This is a genomic window from Brevibacillus sp. DP1.3A, from assembly GCF_013284245.2.
GTDB lineage: Bacteria > Bacillota > Bacilli > Brevibacillales > Brevibacillaceae > Brevibacillus.
The window spans coordinates 6,083,555-6,099,821 of sequence record NZ_CP085876.1 but is presented as its reverse complement, the minus strand read 5'-3'; the positions used below and the strand labels follow the sequence as shown (position 1 = coordinate 6,099,821).

Genomic DNA, 16,267 nt, shown 5'->3' with positions numbered 1-16,267 from the left:
TATGATTTACTGGCAATTATTTCTCGCCTTTTTCCGTATCGGAATCTTCGGGTTTGGGGGAGGACCTACGATGGTTCCTCTCTTTTACACCGAATGCGTGAAAAAGTACAAATGGGTGACAGATGAGGACTTTTCCGACAATCTGGCGCTCGGCAACGCTCTTCCAGGACCAATTGCGACCAAGCTGGCCGCATTTATCGGCTATCGGGTAAAAGGCTGGAAGGGTGCATTGGTGGCAAACATCGCAGTAGTGATGCCAATCGTGCTTGTGATGATCGGTTTGCTGCAAGTCATTTATCAATGGAAGGATGCGCCGGGTGTATACGGCATGATCCAGGCAATCGGTCCCGTAATCGCAGTCATGACAGGCGTCCTTACATGGGAATTTCTTTCAAAGGGCTGGAAGGGAGCGTCCAGCAAAGCAGGTGTGAGCCTTTCCCTCGCCCTCTCACTCGTAGCGTTGCTCTTCCTTGATTGGCATCCGGGCATCGTAGTAGGGATTGCGCTGGCGGTTTCATTTGCCTACTCTACTTGGTCTGTCCGCAAGCGCAAGAACAAGGATGGCAAGGAGGGAGTAGCATGATTTACCTGCAATTATTTTGGGCCTTTTTCATCTCCAACATTTTGGGGTACGGGGGAGGACCACCGAGCATCCCGTTGATCCAAAATGAAGTGGTTGACCATTACCAGTGGATGACTGTACAGGAATTCGGAGAAGTGCTGGCGGTAGGAAATGCGCTGCCCAGCCCAATCGCGACCAAGCTCGCTGGGTACATTGGCTATCAGGTAGCGGGTGTACCGGGTGCAGTAGTCGCGTTATTGGCAACGGTTGCTCCAACAGCGATCGCGATGGTCTTATTGATGGGTTTTATTAATTTATTTCGCAGTGCTCCACAGGTAAAAGCGATGACCCAATCGGTACGGCCAGTCGTTACTGTTTTGCTTGGAACGATGACGTATCAATTCCTGATGGGCGCAGTCGAGGGAATCGGCTGGATGCAAACAGGGATTTTGACAGTGGCATCCTACCTTCTGCTTGAAACATGGAAGGTCCATCCCGCTTTTGTCATTCTGGGAGCGATGGCGTATGGGTTTGTATTTATCGGCTAGGAAAGTTTACGTAAGCTGGTAAGAAGAAAAAGCACAGGGCTCGTAGACCTTGACAACGCCTACCCAGTCGGAACTTCAAAAAGGGGACCCGCTTGTCGAACACGTCTTCCCTGAGAAACTTCCGCCCATAGGGTGGCTTTGGCTCGACGGTCCCCTTTTTGAAGTGGAGACGGACAGTGAATCCCCCATGCTGGCGTGTCAGAGTCGAAGAGAACTGTGCTTTTTCTTCTCCTCCACTATGTTGACTCAAACCAAAAGGACCTTCATTGGTTTTCATATTGGCTAACAAAGAACTACTTAAGGAGGCATAAATCATGGTTAACTATGACGCAATGGAATACCCATACGCATCGAAGCGTGTGACGACTTTTGCCAAGAACGGCATGGTAGCGACTTCGCAGCCACTGGCGGCACAAGCAGGTCTCGATATATTGAAAAAGGGCGGAAATGCGGTGGATGCGGCGATTGCAACGGCTGCGTGCCTGACTGTAGTCGAACCGACCTCGAACGGCATCGGGGGAGACGCCTTTGCCCTCGTGTGGATCAAAGACGAGCTGCATGGACTGAATGCAAGCGGACCTGCTCCACAAGGAATCTCCATCGAGACATTAAAAGCAAAAGGTCTGGAAGAAATGCCGACCTATGGCTGGACACCTGTCACTGTGCCTGGGGCGCCTGCTGCGTGGGCCGCCTTGTCCAAGCGTTTCGGACGTCTTCCGCTGACGGAGGTTTTGCAGCCAGCGATTGATTATGCGGAGAATGGCTATCCGGTATCGCCAACATTGGCGCATTATTGGAATGCTGCACACAAAAAGTTTTCCCAGCAATGCAAAGGGGAAGAGTTCGCGCATTGGTTTTCCACCTTTACGCCAGATGGCAAGGTGCCAAAAGCGGGCGACATCTGGAAGTCGCTAGGTCATGCTGAGACGCTGCGTCAAATCGCGGAAACAAATGCAGAGAGCTTCTATCGCGGTGAGCTGGCAGATAAGATCGACGCATTCTCCCGGGAGTGCGACGGCTACTTGCGTAAAGAAGACTTGGCTGCCTATGAGCCGGAATGGGTGAAGCCGGTCAGTGTCAACTACCGCGGCTATGATGTGTGGGAGATCCCGCCGAATGGGCAAGGGATGATCGGTCTGATGGCGTTGAACATTTTGAAGGGCTTTAATTTTGACGCAAAAGACACGTCGGAAACGTATCACAAGCAAATCGAAGCGATGAAGCTAGCATTTGTTGATGGATTGAAATACATCACTGAAGAGAGCAAAATGAAAGTTTCCAAGGAAGCATTGTTGTCAGAGGAATACGCTGCTACTCGCCGTGCACTGATTGGTCATGAAGCCTTGACGCCAGAGCCGGGTCAGCCGAAAATGAGCGGCACGGTCTATTTGGCCACTGCTGACGGTGAGGGCAACATGGTTTCCTTTATCCAAAGCAATTACATGGGCTTTGGTTCCGGGGTAGTTGTGCCGGGGACAGGGATCGCCATGCAAAACCGCGGTCATAACTTCTCGCTGGACCCAACTCATGACAATTGCTTGGAGCCAGGCAAAAGAACGTTCCACACCATTATCCCGGGCTTCTTGACGAAGGATGGAAAAGCAGTAGGGCCATTCGGCGTAATGGGAGGCTTCATGCAGCCACAAGGACACGTACAGGTGGTCATGAACACCATCGACTTCCACCTCAATCCGCAAGCTTCGCTCGATGCGCCGCGCTGGCAGTGGATGGAAGGCAAAACGGTGGAGCTGGAGCGTCATTTCCCGGAGCATTTGGCACAAGCCTTGGAGCGCAGGGGCCATACCATCAAGTGGGCGCAGCTCGGCAATTATTTCGGGCGTGGTCAAATCATTTGGCGTGATGAAAATGGTGTGCTGAGCGGTGGGACTGATATGCGCGCAGACAGCAGCATTGCTGCTTGGTAGGGAAATAGGAGAATAAAAGAGGAAAAAAGAGCCGAAGCGATGCTGCGGCTCTTTTTCATACTTGTAAAGGGATTTCCGATGAATCCGACTGTTAGATTCGAGGTAAAAAACTATTTTTTCTAAAAACACAGTATTTACAACTTGTAGAAATATTCATACAATTGGTATAAATTCCAGAAAAAGGAAAAAGAGGTGTGAGTCATGAAGAGAAAATTTACTAGTTTAGGTATTGCAACGCTCTTATTGATTGTTCCTATTCAGTCTGCACTTGCTGATTACTGGCAGGGAGGAAAAACATGGGGAGGGACTACGGTATATGAGTTTGATTCCTCCGTATACAACTACTCCTATGACTACGAGAAAGTTTATAACCAAGCCATTCGTAATTGGGAAGGCATATCATCAAAGGTTAGCTTTGTTTCACGGTCACATGAGAATTCAGATAAATACTATGTAGGAGAAACGAGTGTTCAAGGGTTGTTAGGAAGGATGGACCCGTATAATGGTACTCGGATGGGAAGTATTAATAGTAATTGGAGCTCTACCAAAGTCCATATATTTCACAACAATATGGACGCGTTTAATATGAGCGAAGCTGAAAGAATTTCGAATGCTACACACGAAATTGGACACAGTCTGAAATTGGCACATCCTGTTGGCAACGTAACTTCTGTTATGAAACAAGGGATACAAAGTAGAGGACCAAGCTCTTATGATAAGACAGAATTAAAGAATAAATGGGGGCAATAGAGAAGTGAAATAATAAAAAGTCAAAGGAGAGGTTTTAGGATGAATCTGAAAATGAATCGATTGTATATGAAAATAGCAATTGGAATCATGTTGACTGCCATCGTTTTTGTGTGCGCAGCTTTCAGCACCTTTTCCCAAAAGAATGAGCCAATGGAAACAATCTCTTTAGAAGCACTTTATATGACATATGAAAGTGCCGAGGAGTTGGATGAAGCAGACTTAATTCTGATAGGAACCCCAACCACTGACTTTTCAGATCGAGAACATAAGACCAGTTATTATGAAGATGGTAGTTTGCAAGACTTTTATACGTTAACAGAGATTGAGATAGATAAAATTATTAAATCTCCGAATGACTTTGATTTAGCAGAATCTGAAACACTTTCCATAATAGAACCTGTTGGTATGATTGAGTTAGATGGAACGAAAAAAATCACGATTGATGAATATAAAGAAATGGAACAAGGTGAGAAGTACATTATTTTCTTGAATGAAAATGGGCATGGACAGTACAGTGTAATTAACAATGATTTAGGAAAATTTAATTTAGATTCAAAATCAACAAAAAGTGAAAAATCACTGAGCAAAAATTCAGGGATTACGTTAAAAGAAGATGTTCTAGAAAAATATAGTGAGTTCATTGAATAGTTTGAAACAGGTAGGGAAGAGAGAAACGAATAGAAAAGTGAGTAGAGCCGAAGCAGATGCTTCGGTCTTTTTTTGTTTCCCAGTAATGGAATGGACGATAGGTGTGTGATTCTTAATGCCTATTACTTCTTATGGCTATTCTGTTCTGTTCAGAAACTGTTTAGATGTTCCTAGTAGAATGTAGAAAATGGTCAGATCATGTCGTTTTTGAGTATAGGAAATCCTTTTTGATAGTTCGAAAGTCGTGGTATAAAAGATAGGAGAAAACAATTTGGATGAATAGCATTTTAATTGTTGATGATACAGCGTTTACGAGACTCGTGCTGCGTAACATGTTTGAGAAATTAGGTATTGAGGTAGTTGCAGAAGCTGATTCAGGGGAAGAGGCTGTTAGAAATTATTGTTTGTATCGACCGACACTCGTCATGATGGATATTACCATGCCGGGCATGAACGGTTTGGCTGCTTCCCGAAAAATTATGGAGCTGGATAAGGATGCGAAGATCATTATTTGCTCCGCAGTTGCACGACGCGACACTGTCATCAAAGCGATCCAGGCAGGTGCACGTGATTTTATCGCAAAGCCCTTACAGTTCGAGAGGATTGAATGGGCTGTTCAACATTTGTTGGAAACAGATACTAGGTGAAACCGAATAGCAGTGGTGTTGCGTGAAGGCGGAGCTTTCGCTAGGGTACATGGCAACTGGGATGACTCGTAGCGAGATTCGTTTGTTGAAAAAAGAGAAAGAGAAGGTTCGGCGAAAAAAATAGTGTAAAAACATGAAGAAGAACAGGGATAAGTTGCCGTATAGGTAACTGTCCCTGTTCTTTTTTATGATTGTCTTTTGTTCAGAAATTGTTGAGATGACCCTAGTAGAATAGGAAAAGCTACATGCCGGGGGTCTTTGTGCCTATGTAAAATAAAAGTTACAGGACAGTAACTTTGGTTGGTAGTGAAAGTGGGTATATATTACTATAATAAAATGATCCAAAAGATATAGATGGTTAGGATGGGAGATAACGTTTTGGATGAATAGCATTCTGATTGTTGATGATACGGCGTTTACGAGACATGTGCTGCGCAGCATATTTGAGTCGCTAGGACTGCATGTCGTTGCGGAAGCTGCTTCGGGAGAGGAGGCTGTGAGAAATTACTGCTTGTACAAACCATCACTCGTCACGATGGATATCACCATGCCCGGCATGAACGGTTTGACTGCTTCACGCAAAATCATGGAGTTGGACAAGGATGCCAAGATCATTATTTGCTCAGCAGTGTCTAGGCACGATACCGTCATCAAGGCGATTCAGGCAGGTGCGCGGGATTTCATAGCGAAGCCACTGCAGCTGGAGCGAATCGAATGGGCTGTCCAAAAAGTGCTGGGAACAGGGTTAGATGCTCGAGATGGAGATAGACAGGTGAAACAAATAGCTGAGGTGTTAGTATGAAAGTTTTGATCACAGGTGGTTATGGGTTCATCGGTTCTTTTGTCGCAGAGAGATTTTATAAGGAAGGCTATAAAGTATTCATCCTCGACAATCTTAGTTCAGGCAATCAGAGGAACGTCACATTTCCGCATAAGGCATACGAGCTGGATGTAGCGGATAAAAAATGCGATGAAGTATTTAAAAGCAACAAGTTCGATGTCGTCGTACACTTAGCGGCCCAAGTGAGTGTTGCTGCATCCATGGAAGACCCCTTGCTGGATTCGAATACGAACATTCTTGGACTCATGAATATGCTGAGGCTATCGAGCAAATATGGCGTGTCCAAATTTATTTTTGCGTCATCAGCCGCTGTTTACGGCATGAATGAAAATACTCCTTTACATGAAGATTCAGTGTGTGATCCGGTATCTGTTTATGGAATAAACAAGCACATCGGCGAAATGTATTGCCTCAAATGGGCGGAAATGTATGGCTTGCGAACGGTTGTCTTTCGCTTGGCGAATGTGTATGGGCCCAGACAAAGCGCAGTCGGGGAAGGCGGCGTCATCTCTACTTTTTTAACCCAGATCAACCACGGAAAAGAAATAGTTTTGCACGGGGACGGCAGTCAAACGAGAGATTTTATTTATGTAGAGGATGTAGCTGATGCCATTTTCCGCTCCGTTACCACGGATGATACCGGGGTGATGAATTTGTCTACCAATCAGGAAAGCAGCATTAATGAGCTTATTGACATTCTTGGGGCGAACCAGCAGCTCCAGGGAATAGTGCGAAGGGAAAAACGCCCAGGAGATGTAGACAAGTCGGTTTTGGACAATACGCGGGCAAAGAGAAGACTAGACTGGATCCCGATGTATTCATTGCCAGAGGGGCTGGAAAAAACGGCGCAGTGGTATCAAGAGACCCTCGCAGAGAAAGAACAAGAGCAGGAGAGCGAAACGAAGAAAACGATCAATTGGCTCCGTTCATGGGATGCAAGGCCGTACATTGAGAATATTATCGCTTTTCTTGTGGTGGTTTTCGCTACAGTTGGAACGGTTAACAGTGGTGTTTTTGATCTCAAGCTGATTTACATCGTGTTGATAGGCGCGATTTACGGAACGAAGCAATCACTCTTGTCTGTCATCCTGGCCTGTGCACTTTACATCGGAGAAAGCCTGCATAACGGGCGCGATGTCGTATCGCTCTTATATGACGCCAATGCTCTGTTTCATATCGCTGTCTATTTTATTATCGGGATTGCTGTGGGTTATTCGATCGATAAACGCAACAGGGACATACTGTCTAAGGAACTGCAAAAGCAAGCGCTGGAAGACAAGTATGACTTTTTAAAAGACATTTACAACGATGTCCTGATGGTCAAGCAAGAATTGCAGCAGCAAATCGTGAATTCGGAAGACAGCTTCGGAAAAATTTACAACATCACCAAGGAGCTGGACAGCCTCGAGCCGGAACGCGTATTGCAGAAATCGGTCAAGGTGCTGGAAAGAATCATGAAGTCCGATGAGATCGCAATTTATACGATGAATCAAAATGGATCTTTCTTGCGATTGATGGCTAAATCAAATAAAGCGGGCTTTGATCTGCCACGCTCGTTGAAAATGAGTGAGCATACTTATCTTACTGAACTAATGATAATAAAGAAGATCATCGTGAATAAAGAACTGCGTCACGACATGCCTCTTATGGCAGCTCCCATTTTTGACAATGGCAAAATGGTGGCGGTCATTACACTGCAACAACTTGGATTCGAAAATTTTACGATGTACACCCAAAACCTTTTCCAGGTCGCCGTTCAATTAATCTCTTCCGCGTTGTCGCGTTCACTTCGTTTCTTAAACTCCACACAAAAGGATCGCTACCTAGAAGGCACCTCCATCCTGATTCCAGCTTATTTTTCGGCTATGTTGAAGAATAAAAGGGACGCCAAGCAACAGTTGAACACGGATTTTACACTCTTGGCAGTGGACGCTGCGCAAATGGATCATCATACGCTCTCTACCTTTATCGCGAGCTCTCTGCGCGAAGCGGATTATATGGGAATGGACGAAGCAGGAGATGTCTATATCATTCTCTCCAATTCAAACGAGCAAGAAGCCAATATCGTGATTGATCGGCTTGGTAGACTCGGCATTGCAGCGAGAATTGTACAGGAAAAAGACCAGAATCGCTTCTCCCTGAAGGATGGCGCCTATGCTTAATCTAGTCCTCCTCCATGTCTTGGTGACTGTTAGTTACAGTTGGATGCAAAGCCGCGGCAAAAACAAGCAGGTGCTTATTATGCGAATGCTTGTTGCTGGCTTTCTTCCTGTTTTTGGCCTCCTGTTATTGGGGATTACCGATGTGTACAAGCGAACGTCGAAAAAGAATGTGAATGAGCTAATGCTGGAGAGTGATTTGCTTAAACTAGCCGAGGGATCGAATATTTTCCGAAGAGCGGACATGGAAAAGGAAATGAACATCGTTCCAGTTGAGGACATTTTGTTTTTGAATGACACCAGCACGCGCCGAAAGATGCTGATCGATGTCCTGAAAGAGCAGACCATTTGGCAGATCGGCACATTGGAGACAGCCCTGCAAAACGAGGATTCGGAAACGGTTCACTACGCGGCAGCCGCTTTAACGGAAATGCGGCGCAACCTTCAGCTCCAACTGCAGGATTTATCAGTGAAATACGAGGAGAACAAGCAGGATCTTGAGGTTTTACGCGCCTACGCAGACGTTTTGAAGAAGTACTTGGACAGTTCACTGATTGATCAACGCACCTATGTGAAATACAGCTATACGTATTCCTTTGTGCTGGAGTCTTTATTGGACATTTATCAGGACCAAGAAAGCTATTTTGTGGACAAGATCAATTGTGAGTTAGTGAACCAGTCCTATGAAAAAGCCGCACAGTACTGTCAATTGTTTCATGAGTATCATCCAGAAAGCGAACAGCCATATGTCATGTCGCTAAAGCGATTCTTTACGATCAGAGACCATGCAGGGTTTGCGGCAGAAATGAATCGATTAAAAGGCTCGTCGGTTAAAATCTCTCACGCTACGCTGATGATGATTCGCTATTGGAACACCCTAGAAGCTGATGAGCAAGACAGTACTTGGAAGGAAGTCGCTGCTGCACAGGAAACAGGTACGAATTCGAAAGAGATGAGCGATACAAAATGAGAATGACAAGGAACAGAAGAAAGAAAAGAGACAGGGAAAATGACCGAGAATGGAGCCAGTCGAGGTCCAACGACATTCCTGTGAAAAAAAACATCTACATCATTCTGATCTTTGTGGCGATTCTGGGGATCACCATAGAAGCTACCCGTTCCCAGTTCATCCTCCAGGTGAGCAGTAATAAATCGGGAGGCTCGGGAGTGCAGACTGACGAGCCGAAGCAAAACGCAATCAGCCAGGAGGAAATCGCCAAGCTTGCAAGGGAGCGGTTCCTCATTCTGCATGATTCCAAGGATGAGAGCAGTATGGCAATCGCGAGGAATGTGGAGCAAGTGCTGCGGTATATGAAAAAGGAGTACGATCTCGCAGACGTTAAGCAGTTCTCGAAGCCCGATTCCCAATACATGACGGTCATTGTCACCATAGAAAATCTGGGCTTGCTAGCCGATCTGGATGCGATGTTGCAATATGCGCACAATGGGGGAAATGTGTTCCTTTCGCGTACGCCTGAATACAACGACAGCTTATATCGCATTTACCGAAAGCTAGGGATCAATTCCATCGATCTCCCCATCGTGACAAACGGCATTCAGATGACATCCAATCTCTTGATCCAAGGAGAAGATGCAAAAATCGGGGGAGAGTCCATTGTTAATTCCTCGATTCCTGTAGAGCTGGATAGGAAAGCGAAAGTACATGCAGTTTCTGCCGACAATATGCCACTGCTATGGGAGGCCCAGCATGGACAGGGAAAGTTTCTGGTCTATAACGGGACGAATATGCAATCTGCAATGAACAGAGGACTGATTGCTGGTGGCATCAGTTTACTGAATCAAGATTTCATGTACCCCATTTTCAATATGAAAATCACGTATATTGACGACTTTCCTGCTCCCTTTCGCCAGGGGATCGAGCCGAGTATTTACCGCGAGTACCGCAAAGATATTCCCAGCTTCTTTCGGGATGTGTGGTGGCCTGACATGATCAAGCTTGCTGCTGATTACGATGTGGCCTACACGGGAGCGATTATCAAAACCTACAATAACCGAGTTTCCGCCCCCTTCACAGATGAGGAAGGAACGGATTCGAACAATCTGATTACGTACGGCAGGGATTTGGTGAAATTGGGTGGCGAATTGGGCATCCACGGATATAATCATCAATCGCTGGTTACTGATGAAGCGACAGCGATCCATTACGAGTATAAGGCTTGGCCTGATGAAGAAAGCATGGCCGAGTCACTTTCGTACCTGAACGATTATATCAAGAAGGTCTTCTCGTCATATGACGTACAGGTGTATGTCCCGCCTTCTAACGTGTTGGGAGCCGAAGGGCGTCGAGCGCTAAAAACGTCCTTCCCTGATCTGAGAGTCATTGCCTCCTTATATGCGGAATCAGACAGCACGCACGAATACATCCAGGAGTTTTCCGTGGCCGAAGATGGCATCGTAGAGCTGCCGCGTATTACCTCGGGATACAGTCGCACAGACATTCATGATTGGTACATAACGAATGCGATCACATCCATCGGTGTCTTTTCCCATTTTGTTCATCCAGACGATGTGTTGGACAAAGAACGAAGCAATAGCAAGTCGTGGCCGGAATTGGTAAAAGACTTTCAACGTATGATGGAAGAGCTTTACCAGCACTATCCATGGCTGCGCAGCCAGACTGCTTCCGAAGCTGCAACAAGCCTTGAGAGTTATTTGCAGACGGATGTGTATATCGCGCATACGGATAAAAAAATAACAGGATACATGAACAACTTCTCCGACGGAATGTATTACATCTTGCGGACAAACAAAAAAATGACGAGCTTAGTAAATTGCACGGTAGAAAAAATAGAGGAAGGCGCCTATCTCGTACATGCAACGGGTGCAAAATTTGAAATAGGACTGGAAGAGTAAGCGATGAAAATTTGTCTGATTGCCGAAGGATCTTACCCTTTTATTACAGGGGGCGTCTCTAGTTGGATTCATTCCTTAATCGCTAGCATGCCAGAGCATGAGTTTATCATTTATGCCATTGGCGCAGAAGAGAAAAACAGGGGGAAGTACGTCTACCAGCTCCCCGCGAATGTGGTGGAAATCAAAGAGGTATTTCTGGATGCCTATCTCAAAGAAGAGGCTGCACTAGGCAAGCGTCTGGGGCTAGCTGAGGATGAGCAGCAAGCATTGCTTTCGTTGCTGGATGGCAGTAAGGGCGACTGGCATGCTCTTTTTTCCGTGTTGTCGGGGAGTAAGGTGCCAGCCGTAGCCGAGTTACTTACAAGTAAGGACTTCTTCGAGGTAATCCAGCGGCTTTGCGAGCAAAAATACCCGCAAATTCCCTTTACCGAAATGATCTGGATGATTCGCTCGATGGTGTTGCCGCTATGTCTGGTCATTCAAAACGGCATGCCGCAAGCGGATTTGTATCACAGTGTTTGTACGGGATATGGCGGTGTAGCAGGGAGTCTCGGGAAGTATCTGCATAAAAAGCCGTTTTTGCTGACGGAGCACGGAATCTACACCCGCGAGCGGGAAGAAGAAATTATCAAGGCAAACTGGATTAAGGGTCACTTTAAAGATATTTGGATCGATTATTTTCATAACCTTTCTGCATGTGCCTATTCCTATGCGGATGAGGTAATCACGTTGTTTGAGCGAAACAAGGAAATTCAGATTGAGCTAGGCTGTGATCCTTCCAAAGTATCAGTGATCCCAAACGGTGTAAAAGTGAGCGACTATGCAGACATCGTGGAGGAAAAAAAGAACGAGGCAATAACGATTGGCGCTGTCGTCCGTGTGGTACCCATCAAGGATATTAAAACAATGCTGCACAGCTTCGGGCTCGTCAAGGAACAAGTGCCACACGCACGCTTTGTCATCATGGGCCCGACGGATGAAGATGGGGAGTACTACACAGAATGCCTGCAATTGGTCGAAAGCCTGCAGCTGGAGGATGTTACGTTTACGGGTGCGGTCAATGTGAAAGAGTATCTCGGAAAAATGGACATGCTTGTTTTGACCAGCATCAGTGAAGGACAACCGCTCGTTATTTTGGAAGGAATGGCATGCAGAAAGCCCTTCGTCACAACGGACGTGGGAAGCTGTCGGGAATTGTTATACGGCAATGGTGACAACTATGGCAACGCAGGGATAACGGTACCCGTCATGCATTTTACTCAAATTGCCCAAGCGATCATTACGTTATGCCAAAACGAGCCCATGAGACGGCGCATGGGCAGATGTGGCTTCCAAAGAGTATCGGCTATTTACACACATGAGAATTTCTTGGCGGGATATCGCAATATGTATCGGAAATACGAGGTGTAAGAAACATGGCGGGCATTGGCTTTGAACTGAAGAAAATGTTTCGAAATAAAGGGTATTTGTCCAGTGTGAAGGCGTATGCATTTTCTTCGCTGGTCACAGTCGGACCGATGCTGATTTGTATGGTAATGATTACGGTGCTACAGCAAATCCTTCTTCAATTGAATGTCAGCTATTTGGAAAGGATGTCTTTTTTAGCTGCTGTCGTTTATGCATTCGTGTTTTCGCTGTTAATTACCTGCGGCTTTTCCATGGTCATTTCTCGCTATATTGCAGACAAAATTTACTTGCGTGAGTATAACGACATCATTGCGTCTTTGTATGGAGTTATCGCTGTTTGTCTGGGTTTGGGGGGAATTCTCGGCGGTGCATTTTACTGGCTCGCGCCTCTGCCGTCTGGCTTTAAGCTCGTAGCCTACCTTCTTTTTGTGGAACTGATCGTCGTATGGCTACAATCCGCCTACTTGTCTGCATTAAAGGATTATATGCGCATCATTCGTGGGTATTTGGCTGCTGTTGCCGTTACGCTTCTGGCTGCGTTTCTGCTGTTGAATCTGACTGAGCTGGAAAAAGGAATCGCGATGCTGATTTCTTTGGATCTCGGCTTTTTTACGATGATTGTCTTATCTATGCTTCATCTGGAGAGTTTTTTCCCGAAGCGGGCAAGGAATTATTTTGATTTCCTGAAGTACGTGAAAAAGTACCCAAGTCTGCTTGGTGTGGGTCTTTTTTGTTCTCTCGGTTTTTATGTGCACCATTTTATTTACTGGCTGGGGAGCCCGTTGCAGGAGGTAGTGGCGGATACTTACGTGATTGCGCCTTTTTACGACGTGCCAGCGTTCTACGCTTCCTTGAGCATATTGCCTACCATGGTCATGTTTGTGGTATCTGTGGAGACTGCTTTTTACGAGAAGTACCGAGCGTATTACGGAACGATATTGGGCACAGGCTCGGTGCAGGATATCAAGCGGGCGAAAACAGATATGGTTCAAACGTTGATGCAGGAGCTCAGCTTCATGATGGAGGTGCAGCTGTTCTTTTCCTTTGTTGCACTGGCTCTAGGCATTACGCTGCTTCCGCATATCGGTTTTACGTCCGATCAAATGGAGAGGTACAACATCTTGGTCATCGCGGGGTATTTGTACGCTGTTATGTTTGTGATCGTGCTGATGTTGCTCTATTTTGACGATCGGAAGGGAGCGCTTACGGTGACAACCTTATTTCTCGTCAGTACCGTTGTCATCACCATAGCGATGTTGCCCCTTCATAACTACGGTTTTTCATTTTTTATTGCTTCGTTTCTTGCACTGGTAGCCGGTCTCGGCAGGTTGATCTATTACTTGAAAAATATCGATTATTACACCTACTGCCTACAGCCGCTCTTTGTCAAAGGAAAGCGAATGGAATAGATGGTTACGTATAGATTGGGGAGGACTTAGGTTGAAGAAAAAACGATTCATACTGAGCCTACTCGTAGCATTAGGAGTTGTATCGACTGGTTGTACACAGGATGCGCCTGAACAGCCAGTGTCAGACAACCCGCCAGCAACGAGTCAGGTGGCGTCAACTCAGCAGATGAACGAGGATCTGATTGAGAATAGAAGCGTATACGATCAGGATGTTGATGGGAGCATCGTCCATTTATATGTGACGGTAGTCAACGAAGAAAATTCGAAATTGAAAACGACCACCTTTACGGAACTCAATCTAGCTCCTAGCGGACGGAATGAAAAGGGAGAAGATCTCCAGGCCAAAGTCATTATGCAGGAAGGGACGGTGGAGGGGCCAACCCAGGGGTACTTTGGTTTTAGCGAGACGAGAGCGAACGGAACGATTGAGCTGCGGGGGGAATCGAGCAGAAGAGCGGAACAAAAATCGTACAAAATCCGTTTGTTCGACAGCGCCGGATACTGGCGGGATCAGCGCAATATCAACGTAAGCAAGCACAAGTCTGACATGACGCGTGTTCGACAAAAGCTTAGCTTTGATTATTTTGAGCAAATGCCCAATATGACCAGTTTGCGGACGCAGTTCGTTCAAGTGAAAATCAAGGATTTGACAAAAAAAAATCCGGATCGAGACTTTGTTGATTACGGTTTGTTCACTCAAATTGAACAGCCGAACAAAACATTTTTGCAGGCGCACGGATTGGACCGAAACGGAAATTTATACAAGGCAATTGATTTCGAGTTCCACCGTTACGAGGAACAACTCAAGCTGGCAACAGATCCTACCTACGATAAGAAAGCCTTTGATAAAATTTTGGAGATCAAAGGCAGCGAGAACCATGAAAAGCTCATTTCGATGCTGGACGATCTTCACAATCCTGCGATCAATACGCAAGACTTTTTGGACAAGCATTTTGATCGGGAGAACTACTATACATGGCTGGCATCCAACCTGTTGATGGGGAATCACGACACGGCTGTTCATAATTTTTACTTGTACAGCCCTAGCAACTCCAACAAGTGGTATTTCCTACCGTGGGACTACGACGCATCGTGGGGATTTTTTGAAGAAGAGCTCAAGCGAAGCCCAGAAAAAGGGCTAGGACAATGGCAGTTTGGCATTTCCGACTACTGGGTGTCGAATTTGCATCGCCGCATCTTTAAGGATCCTGAAAACATCAAAACGCTTAACGAAAAGGTTGAGGAAATCAGCAAGATCATTACGAAGGAGCAAACGGAAAAATACTTGAAGAGCTATTATCCGATTGTGAGTAAATATGTGCTGCAACAACCTGATTTATATAATTTACCGTTGGATGTCTCCTATTTTCACAATGAGCAAGCACTTCTATCTGGTGAACCGGAGCGTAACAAAAAGAGGTACTATGAACGCCAAGAGAATCCGATGCCCTTTTTTATGGGGGAGCCAAGAAAAGAAGGAGATAAGCTCATTTTTGCCTGGGACCATTCCTATGATCTGCAAGGTGACGATCTGACTTACGACTTTGCCGTCAGTTACGATCCTGCGTTTACGAAGATACACGCGCAGGCCAAGGGGCTGACAGGGGTTCAATACACCATAAACGATCCGGGTAAAGGTCGCTTTTTCTGGCGCGTGATTGTTCGGGACAGCAAAGGGAACACACAGACGGCATTTGACAGGGTAGAGTCCGAGGATGCGCTTTATCATGGGGTGAAGGAGTTCGTATTGAAATGAAAGGAATACAGAGCACGGGCATCCAGCTCGGCAACAAGCGATTGCGGCATGAGTTGAAGTATTATCTTCGGCTGAGTAATTACGAGCCGCTGCGGCAGAAATTGCGTCTGATCGCGACTCCTGACCCTTATTCTGTGAGTGAGGAAGGATATCATATTCGTAGCCTGTACTTTGACGACTTTCACGACACAGCTCTCTATGAAAAAAACTACGGGGTTTTTCAAAGAAAAAAGTATCGTATTCGCATCTACAACAAAAGTGATGCAGTCATCAAAATGGAGCGAAAGAGCAAGTTCGGTGGATACATTTGCAAAGAATCAGCGTCGATTACACGAGATGAGTATGAACTGATTTTGGCAGGTGATGTTGAGTTTCTGCGAGAGACAGAAAGTGCTGTGCTACGAGATTTTTATTTATCGTGCAAAAATCATCTGTTTCGGCCTCGCGTCATTACGGATTATGTCCGAGAGGCGTATTTGGTGAGAGAAGGGAATGTCAGAATTACGTTTGATAAGTATTTGAAGGCAAACGTCAATTCACTCGATATTTTTGACGAAAACATCATGATGGTCAGAGCTATTCATCAGCCCATGATGATCATGGAAGTGAAGTACGATCAATTCCTGCCGTTTCATATTAGACATTTGCTACAAAACCTGAGTAATAAGCGATCGGCTATCTCCAAATATGTCATTTGCAGAGAGGAGACCAAAAAATACTATAATCTTTAGTGTGAGGAGA

The 16,267-nt window shown here is 45.8% G+C and carries 14 protein-coding genes; all 14 read left to right on the top strand.

The genetic code is table 11. The features are described 5' to 3' along the window. Window position 1: 1 nt before the first annotated feature. Complete coding sequence (locus HP399_RS28125; protein WP_017249658.1) at window positions 2-583, top strand: chromate transporter; 582 nt, start codon at window positions 2-4, stop codon at window positions 581-583. Next, complete coding sequence (locus tag HP399_RS28120) at window positions 580-1,110, top strand: chromate transporter (protein ID WP_017249659.1); 531 nt, start codon at window positions 580-582, stop codon at window positions 1,108-1,110. Before HP399_RS28125 ends, HP399_RS28120 begins: the two co-directional genes overlap by 4 nt. 314 nt (window positions 1,111-1,424) lie before the next feature. Then, on the top strand, window positions 1,425-3,035 hold the full coding sequence (gene ggt / locus HP399_RS28115) for a gamma-glutamyltransferase (protein ID WP_173618402.1): 1,611 nt from the start codon (window positions 1,425-1,427) through the stop codon (window positions 3,033-3,035). Between the two features lie 201 nt (window positions 3,036-3,236). After that, window positions 3,237-3,785 carry a hypothetical protein gene (locus HP399_RS28110; protein WP_173618401.1) on the top strand — a complete coding sequence of 183 codons (549 nt, stop codon included), beginning with the start codon at window positions 3,237-3,239 and terminating at the stop codon, window positions 3,783-3,785. Window positions 3,786-3,824: 39 nt separating this feature from the next. Beyond that, the gene (locus tag HP399_RS28105) at window positions 3,825-4,433 is read left to right on the top strand and encodes a hypothetical protein (protein WP_173618400.1); all 609 of its coding nucleotides are present in this window, start codon (window positions 3,825-3,827) and stop codon (window positions 4,431-4,433) included. A gap of 275 nt (window positions 4,434-4,708) precedes the next feature. Beyond that, complete coding sequence (locus tag HP399_RS28100) at window positions 4,709-5,080, top strand: response regulator (protein ID WP_173618399.1); 372 nt, start codon at window positions 4,709-4,711, stop codon at window positions 5,078-5,080. Window positions 5,081-5,462: 382 nt separating this feature from the next. Next, window positions 5,463-5,882, top strand: coding sequence for a response regulator (locus HP399_RS28095; protein WP_173618398.1), 420 nt, complete (start codon window positions 5,463-5,465; stop codon window positions 5,880-5,882). Then, the gene (locus HP399_RS28090) at window positions 5,879-8,083 is read left to right on the top strand and encodes an NAD-dependent epimerase/dehydratase family protein (protein WP_173618397.1); all 2,205 of its coding nucleotides are present in this window, start codon (window positions 5,879-5,881) and stop codon (window positions 8,081-8,083) included. Before HP399_RS28095 ends, HP399_RS28090 begins: the two co-directional genes overlap by 4 nt. Next, on the top strand, window positions 8,076-9,050 hold the full coding sequence (locus HP399_RS28085) for a hypothetical protein (protein ID WP_173618396.1): 975 nt from the start codon (window positions 8,076-8,078) through the stop codon (window positions 9,048-9,050). Before HP399_RS28090 ends, HP399_RS28085 begins: the two co-directional genes overlap by 8 nt. Next, on the top strand, window positions 9,047-10,954 hold the full coding sequence (locus tag HP399_RS28080) for a DUF2194 domain-containing protein (RefSeq protein WP_228088396.1): 1,908 nt from the start codon (window positions 9,047-9,049) through the stop codon (window positions 10,952-10,954). The genes HP399_RS28085 and HP399_RS28080 overlap by 4 nt, the downstream gene beginning before the upstream one ends. Before the next feature lie 3 nt (window positions 10,955-10,957). Further along, window positions 10,958-12,364: a GT4 family glycosyltransferase PelF gene (gene pelF / locus HP399_RS28075; RefSeq protein WP_173618395.1), complete on the top strand. Its 1,407-nt coding sequence runs from the start codon at window positions 10,958-10,960 to the stop codon at window positions 12,362-12,364. A gap of 5 nt (window positions 12,365-12,369) precedes the next feature. Next, entirely contained in the window at window positions 12,370-13,770 is a 1,401-nt protein-coding gene (gene pelG / locus HP399_RS28070; RefSeq protein ID WP_173618394.1) for an exopolysaccharide Pel transporter PelG, read from the top strand. A 31-nt stretch (window positions 13,771-13,801) separates the two neighbouring features. Further along, on the top strand, window positions 13,802-15,526 hold the full coding sequence (locus HP399_RS28065; protein ID WP_173618393.1) for a CotH kinase family protein: 1,725 nt from the start codon (window positions 13,802-13,804) through the stop codon (window positions 15,524-15,526). Then, window positions 15,523-16,257 carry a polyphosphate polymerase domain-containing protein gene (locus tag HP399_RS28060; RefSeq protein WP_173618392.1) on the top strand — a complete coding sequence of 245 codons (735 nt, stop codon included), beginning with the start codon at window positions 15,523-15,525 and terminating at the stop codon, window positions 16,255-16,257. Before HP399_RS28065 ends, HP399_RS28060 begins: the two co-directional genes overlap by 4 nt. Window positions 16,258-16,267: the final 10 nt, after the last annotated feature.

Excerpts from the sequence above, each read along its gene's own strand:
- HP399_RS28125 (WP_017249658.1), top strand. The coding sequence starts at position 2 with ATGATTTACTGGCAATTATTTCTCGCCTTTTTCCGTATCGGAATCTTC.
- HP399_RS28120 (WP_017249659.1), top strand. The coding sequence starts at position 580 with ATGATTTACCTGCAATTATTTTGGGCCTTTTTCATCTCCAACATTTTG.
- ggt (WP_173618402.1), top strand. The coding sequence starts at position 1,425 with ATGGTTAACTATGACGCAATGGAATACCCATACGCATCGAAGCGTGTG.
- HP399_RS28110 (WP_173618401.1), top strand. The coding sequence starts at position 3,237 with ATGAAGAGAAAATTTACTAGTTTAGGTATTGCAACGCTCTTATTGATT.
- HP399_RS28105 (WP_173618400.1), top strand. The coding sequence starts at position 3,825 with ATGAATCTGAAAATGAATCGATTGTATATGAAAATAGCAATTGGAATC.
- HP399_RS28100 (WP_173618399.1), top strand. The coding sequence starts at position 4,709 with ATGAATAGCATTTTAATTGTTGATGATACAGCGTTTACGAGACTCGTG.
- HP399_RS28095 (WP_173618398.1), top strand. The coding sequence starts at position 5,463 with ATGAATAGCATTCTGATTGTTGATGATACGGCGTTTACGAGACATGTG.
- HP399_RS28090 (WP_173618397.1), top strand. The coding sequence starts at position 5,879 with ATGAAAGTTTTGATCACAGGTGGTTATGGGTTCATCGGTTCTTTTGTC.
- HP399_RS28085 (WP_173618396.1), top strand. The coding sequence starts at position 8,076 with ATGCTTAATCTAGTCCTCCTCCATGTCTTGGTGACTGTTAGTTACAGT.
- HP399_RS28080 (WP_228088396.1), top strand. The coding sequence starts at position 9,047 with ATGAGAATGACAAGGAACAGAAGAAAGAAAAGAGACAGGGAAAATGAC.
- pelF (WP_173618395.1), top strand. The coding sequence starts at position 10,958 with ATGAAAATTTGTCTGATTGCCGAAGGATCTTACCCTTTTATTACAGGG.
- pelG (WP_173618394.1), top strand. The coding sequence starts at position 12,370 with ATGGCGGGCATTGGCTTTGAACTGAAGAAAATGTTTCGAAATAAAGGG.
- HP399_RS28060 (WP_173618392.1), top strand. The coding sequence starts at position 15,523 with ATGAAAGGAATACAGAGCACGGGCATCCAGCTCGGCAACAAGCGATTG.